Genomic DNA, 6,535 nt, shown 5'->3' with positions numbered 1-6,535 from the left:
AGGTATCGACAAAAGTTTGCTGATATATCCGGCCTACGCCCTTTAGATTGCCAACGTAGAAGGTATCCTGCGAGCCGAGATAACCAGGATGATGCGTTTCAATTTCACCGCAGGCTTCATCGTCTTGCTGCTTACGCTCAAGGGCAGCAACTTGTTCATCCGACAGGATTATCCCTTCTCGCTCGACTTTGGCTTCGAGGGCTTTTAATCGCTTTTTAAAGTTCTCTAAGCCATGCCGTAACCAAATGGAGCGCACGCCACTGGCAGAGACAAATACCCCTTGTTTTCGAAGCTCATTACTCGTGCGAGACTGTCCATGGGCTGGAAACGCGATAGCATGCGTTAAGACGGCATTTTCAGTGACATCATCGACACGATTCTTGAGATTAGGTGTTCTTCTAGACTGATTGATCAACGACTCAACGCCGCCGTTTTCAACCAGCTCTTGATAGCGATAGAAAGTATCACGGGAAAGCCCCATGACTTTACACGCTCTAGACACGTTTCCTAATTCTTCAGCGAGATTGAGTAAACCCGCTTTGTGTTTAATGATGGGATTGTTAGTATGAAGCATGAGAGTTACCTTTTTTCTTTGATTGAAGTTTCGACACCTTTATCAAAGTGGGTAACTCTCATCTTTTCAAGATGATGTGTCAGATCTAGTCTGAACTAATACAACTTATTCAAATGGCGGATTCAGCACTGTATAAAGCCAAATCTAATGGACGAAATCAGATCATGTCTGAGCTAGTACATTTAAAAATGCTATCTGGCCAACATGATGTGTGTGATTCATAGAGATCGTTTCAATCTTCTCAGCTCCAATTCAAGCCTGTAGTTTTATTCTTGAAGAGGTTCTTTTGCTGGTTCATAAAGCTCCTGAACCTCTTCAGAATAAGGCGTTTGCTCAGCCATTTCGAAGTATCGCTCCATGGGTGTTTTCCCATGGTGTGCGCTATGAGGCCTCTCCCAGTTGTAGTAATGCTGCCACTCAGCAAGCAGGTTATCTAAATCGTCTGATGCTAAGTCTACCGTTGCATAAAACTCAGCTTTATCCGTTTTCTGCGAGCGCTCTACTTTGCCATTTAGGTGAGGTGAAGCAGGTTTATTGGGTCTGAATTTGATTCCATGGATCTTCAATTTCTCTTGGACTTTAAAGGCTAAGAACTCGCGGCCACGATCTGTTTGAATACGCTGAATTGGAAATGGCATTTCATCAATAACGCAATCAATGAAATCCAGTGTGTTAGCAGCAGTTCTGCGGCCATACAGCCTTAAAACCCTATAGCGGGTGCAATCGTCAATCGAGGTGTATTGATAGAGATTCGGCCCTATCTTGCAGATATCCATTTGTATTCTATCGCCAGGAACTGGGCGAACATACCTGATGTAATCTGGTTTCCTACGATAGGTAACAACAGGCTTTACCTCATTCCGCGTCAAAATCTTATGAATAGTTGCAATTCCAAGAGAGAGCCCATGTCGGCGGCCAAGTTCACTTTGAATACGCCTAGCTCCAAGGTTTCGAGAGCATCGCAAAGATAAAATTAACTGCTCTTCTGTCTCACCAACCTTGGTTGAAGGTGAACTCTTAGGACGTCTACTTTGGCTGACCAGACCATCTACACCGTCTTTCTGATAACGCTGCCACCATTTTCTTAAGGTAGGTCTGGATATGCCACAACGACGACAGACCAAGCCCGCATCACGGGTCTCTTCGTTTAGCTTAATCCACTGTAAACGCTGTTGTATTTATCTGTTCATAGACACTAATTATATTGAAATGATGTCTATGAATCACACAAATAAGGCTACATTCGGGGAATTGTCTAATTTTATCGAGCAGCTTGTTTCTATTAATCTTTTTGTTACTCATGACTGAGTTATCCATAAGACAAACACAAACTTGAAAAACATTTTTGGCTAAATTGATACCAATAACTTTAATATCCATGATGGAAAACTCCTGAACTATTTGTCAGCTTCAAGCTTGGCATTATACTGCAAGCTTAGGTGCAGAGACGTCCATCACATCACTACAATTCACATAAAGAAAATTCGCGTTTAAATGCATGTTTGAGCTATATTCATTGCTCAAGACAATCATGTTCGTATGAAAATTTGAATCAAAGAGTCCCTATTCAATCATTCTGTTAAAGCGAGTTAGCGTATTCAATTGCAAATTTCACTAGCTCTGCCGCGCTTTGGAGCGCCAATTTGCTTTTGATGTTTTGCCGAACGGCATCAACTGTTTTAACACTTAAGCCCAATAATAATGCAATTTCTTTGCTTGGATACCCCTTGCCAATTAAGGTAAATATCTCTAGCTCTCTATTACTAAGCGCTTGGATACTGAAAGATGTAGCTACGCGTTGTTTACTGATTCCCATAGCATCACCTAGTAACAATTTAGTCATCCTGTCGCTAAGATACACCATATCATCTAGCAGCTTCCTAATGGCGATGAGCAACATTTCTGGCGGCTCACTTTTCATTAGGTAGCCTTGAGCGCCTGCTCGTAAAGCTCTCTCTGCATAAATTTCTTCTGGATGCATTGAAAAAACCAGTATTTTAGTGTCTGGCGATAGACGATTTAATTCTTTAACCAGATCCAAACCGTTTTGCTTGTTAAGAGACAAATCCACGATAGTAACATCAAATGGCTGTCTTACTACTAATCCCAATGCCTGCTCAATGGTGCTCGCATGGGCTGCCACCAAGAAGCCTTGATGCTGGTCAATTAAGCTCGAGAGTCCTTCCCGCACAATAGCGTGATCATCCACTAATAAAATTTTCGCTTTTAGCGCGCTCATGACATAATTCCCTATGCTTCAACTATTTCATAACGGCAGTTCACATCGGACAATAGTGCCATTGTCTCCAGATACTATATTCAATTCTCCGTTAATCATTGAGGCACGAAATTTCATGATTTTCAACCCCATAGCGCCAGACCTTGTTTCACTATTACAGAATCCGTGGCCATCATCTTTAACTTCGATGATCAGCCCCCTAGGGCTAGTTAAAAGCGTAATATCGATCCGACTACCGCCGCTGTATTTCACCGCATTATTCACTGACTCATTGACAATATTAAACAGATGAGTACTGGTCACAACATCCTCAATATTCAATTCACCATGTTGATGAAAGAGGCACTGTACATCAAAAAGCTCAGTGACCGAATCAGCTAACCGTTGGAATGCGCTACTCAAGCCATTAGCCCCCTCGGGTATATGGTTCAGTCCCTGAAGTACGTTATACATACGTTTTCTAGCCCTGCCGATACTATCCACTATCTTATGCGATAGTGCAGCTAAAGCAGGCTCTTTTTCACCCAACTGATTTGCCAACGCACTGGCTAAAAAGCTAAGACCTGTCAACTCTTGGCCGAGGCCATCATGTAAATCTCTACCTATACGTTGCCGTTCATTACTACTTAATCTCAGCAATTCTTTTTCTAACTGACGCCTTTCTGTGATATCGCGAGCAACCTGCACCACACCTTCTAAATCACCATCAGCATTAAAAGCGGGATACGCTGAAATCTGCAATAATCGACTGTTGCTTCGAAGCTCGCCGTGAGCAGGCTGATGATTGGAAAAAACCTTCATAACCGGACATTTTTCACATGAAATCTGATGATTAACACAACAATCTAGCCCATCGACACTGTCTCGAGTATCTACACCTCTAGCAATTTTATTTGCCCACAAGACATTATGCTGCTTATCATGGAATGTTACCCGCTCAGAGATAACATCTAAAATCAATTGAGCTTTAGATTCTGCCTTACGACATTCCTGTTTTGCCTTATACTCTTCAGTCACATCCACGATAAGGCAATGGGTCTGAATAAAATTTCTATTTCCATCATAACGCACATTACCGTGCATAATTGCATATATTTCACGCCCAGATTTATGTCTAATTTTCCAAGGAACATTCCGCGCTTTCCCTGATTTTCTAAAACGCGGAAAAGTAACTTCTCTATGGTGTTTTATGTCTTTTTCATTAAATAAGAAAAAAGCAAACGGCTTACCTAAAACTTCATCTAGATTGTAACCAGTTAATTCACTGAAGGCATTATTACAATCAATAATTACTGCATCGACACTCATTGACATATAAGCCAATGGAATGTTGTCGAACATCATTCTGTAGCGTTCATGAGAAGCAAGTAGATCTAAATACTTATCATGCAAACGCGATTCTGAAGAGCCCTGCTTGTTCGCCATAGCTTTACTCATGAACGATGGTTTCTAAAGTTAGCCATCATCTTACAGTTTTCTACTATACGAATGATAACATCAGTGACCATTTGAGAGCTTTATCACATAAGCAAAATTAAATAGCTGACTACTATTTTATGTATAGGAGATCTTGCACCTAAAAAACTAGGTAACATTACCTAATCCAATAAACACATTAAATATAAAAACAAAAAAAATAAATGTTTTAAATGAAAATTCAAAAATAAACAAACTCAGAAATAGGGAAACTTACCTAAATACGGATAGGGATTATGTGTCTAGCCTGATAAATATTAAAAGCCTTAATATAATTAGGAAAAAAATAACATCAGTTTATTTTTTAATATCTAATAGAGGCAAAATTACCATGAAAATTTTCACCTTATTTTTCTCAGTATTGATACTTTGGATTGGAGTAATAAGCAACACTAATGCACAGGAATTCAAATGGCAGGAGCACCATTTGAAAAGTGGTATCAAATGCAATAGTTGCCACGGTAATGATACCAGCGCAACCATCAGCAACGAGACTTGTTTAGAATGTCACAATTCATACACACAATTAGCGGAACAAACTCAGGACATGCACATCAATGTCCATAAGAGTCCTCACTTCAAAGATTTGGAATGTACTTCCTGCCACACCTCTCACAACGAGACTACCGCCTTCTGCCAAGATTGCCATGGTCCAATCGAGAGAGACGCAAAATTTAGTAAAATCAATAAATGACCAACCTAGAGGTGATAACTATGAAAATTTCATTCAAAAAAGCATTTACTCTGGGAGTGTTGGCGTTTGTATGCCATACCGCTTACGGTAAAACTATTACTTATGACACTGATCTTGCAGTTGTTGGCGGTGGTTCAGTGGGATTAGCAGCGGCTGTTACCGGCGCTGAGGCAGGCCTACACGTCATCGTTCTAGAAAAAAACCCCTATTTAGGAGGTAGCTCGAACTTTGCTGAAGGCTTATTTGCCGTAGAAAGTGATTATCAACGTGGCAAATCTTATGGTCTCACAAAAGATCAAGCCTATGAACACATCATGGAGTATTCACACTTCAACAATAACGCCGCATTAGAGCGCGAGTTTGTTGATGAGTCTGCTGACAATTTACGCTGGCTAAACAAATTTGGTGTAGAGTTCAACGTTGTACAAATCTCGCCTAAAGAACCCCAAACTTGGCATCTCATCCAAACTCGCCAGCAATGGGTACATGGCGCCGCATTGGTGACAGCACTGCAAACTGCGGCACAAAAAGATGGCGTAAAATTTATGATGCGTACGCCTGCCCAAAGTCTTATTTATGAAAAAGGCCGAGTCAGCGGTGTTCGCGCGAAAGATCATAAAGGTAATGATGTAGTGATCAACGCTAAAGCAGTTATCATCGGTACTGGCGGCTTTGGAAACAGCCCAGAAAAAATTAATGAGTGGACCCATTTTGATGGCAAAGCATTCCGCCCCACCTTACCGCTGAATAAAACAGGTGATGGTATTCAAATGGGGCGTGATGTTGGTGCAGCTCATGAAGGTGAAACACTGATGTTACACCCTGGTACTCAAGGTAAGGGCATTGTCCCACTGGGTAATATCTACACAATGACTTGGCAACCAGCCAATATATGGGTAAACGCCCACGGCGATCGATTTGTGGATGAGACAGTCGCCTTCAGCTTTGCTCACGCAGGTAACGCGATTGGTCGTCAGAAGGATCATTATGCCTGGGCCATTTTCGACCAAGCAGAACTTGATCATGCCAAAAATGACGGGATCGATAATGGTGTCGGTGTACTTGTTCCGGTAATGACCAAATTGAGCAACATTGATAATGAAATCAAAAATGCATTAGCGGTAAATTCAGAAAGCTTCAAGCAAGCTAACAATATAGAACAGCTTGCCAAAGAGATCAGTGTCCCAGTAAAAAACCTTAAACAGGCATATGAAAGCTACAACTATGCCGCTAAAACCCACTACGATGAGGCGTTTAACAAAGACCGAGTGTGGCTACATCCAATAGATAACGGCAAACTGTATGCAGTTAAACTCATGCCATATCACTTTACCTCCGTGGGTGGTTTGCGCATCAATCCGAAAATGGAAGTCGTCAATACTGATGATGCACCAATTAAAGGTCTGTATGCTGGCGGTAACGATGTTGCAGGTCTGTACTCAGATACATACACACTGTGGGCGTCTGGCCACGCATTTGGTTTTGCAACCTATTCAGGTCGTAAAGCTGCACAAAATGCTATCAATGAAATTAAATCTGGGAAATAAGGAAT

General features: G+C 41.4%; 5 protein-coding genes and 1 pseudogene. 1 reads left to right on the top strand and 5 read right to left on the bottom strand.

The window, feature by feature from the left end; genetic code table 11:
* The 5 genes and pseudogenes from SHEWPOL2_RS14335 to SHEWPOL2_RS22280 all read right to left on the bottom strand — a co-directional run.
* A partial coding sequence (locus SHEWPOL2_RS14335; protein ID WP_037429311.1) for a helix-turn-helix domain-containing protein occupies positions 1–574 on the bottom strand: 574 nt, incomplete at its 3' end.
* Positions 575–840: 266 nt separating this feature from the next.
* Positions 841–1,752 (bottom strand): IS481 family transposase, encoded by a 912-nt coding sequence (locus tag SHEWPOL2_RS14330; RefSeq protein ID WP_239642769.1) that lies wholly within the window; start codon positions 1,750–1,752, stop codon positions 841–843.
* A 52-nt stretch (positions 1,753–1,804) separates the two neighbouring features.
* Positions 1,805–1,954, bottom strand: a pseudogene (locus SHEWPOL2_RS14325) (IS110 family transposase); the annotation flags it as partial.
* Between the two features lie 199 nt (positions 1,955–2,153).
* Entirely contained in the window at positions 2,154–2,813 is a 660-nt protein-coding gene (locus tag SHEWPOL2_RS14320) for a response regulator transcription factor (RefSeq protein ID WP_037429307.1), read from the bottom strand.
* Between the two features lie 27 nt (positions 2,814–2,840).
* Entirely contained in the window at positions 2,841–4,250 is a 1,410-nt protein-coding gene (locus SHEWPOL2_RS22280; protein ID WP_050991374.1) for a PAS domain S-box protein, read from the bottom strand.
* Between the two features lie 729 nt (positions 4,251–4,979).
* On the opposite strand from SHEWPOL2_RS22280, the gene SHEWPOL2_RS14305 reads away from it, so the two are divergent.
* Entirely contained in the window at positions 4,980–6,530 is a 1,551-nt protein-coding gene (locus SHEWPOL2_RS14305; protein ID WP_050991372.1) for an FAD-dependent oxidoreductase, read from the top strand.
* The last annotated feature ends 5 nt before the right edge of the window (positions 6,531–6,535 follow it).

The organism is Shewanella sp. POL2 (assembly GCF_000282755.1).
Taxonomy (GTDB): Bacteria; Pseudomonadota; Gammaproteobacteria; order Enterobacterales; family Shewanellaceae; genus Shewanella; species Shewanella xiamenensis.
This window is presented reverse-complemented; position numbering and strand designations above follow the sequence as displayed.

Bases quoted from the DNA above. Each gene is read 5' to 3' on its own strand.
- SHEWPOL2_RS14305 (WP_050991372.1), top strand. From the start codon at position 4,980: ATGACCAACCTAGAGGTGATAACTATGAAAATTTCATTCAAAAAAGCA.
- SHEWPOL2_RS14320 (WP_037429307.1), bottom strand. From the start codon at position 2,813: ATGAGCGCGCTAAAAGCGAAAATTTTATTAGTGGATGATCACGCTATT.
- SHEWPOL2_RS22280 (WP_050991374.1), bottom strand. From the start codon at position 4,250: ATGAGTAAAGCTATGGCGAACAAGCAGGGCTCTTCAGAATCGCGTTTG.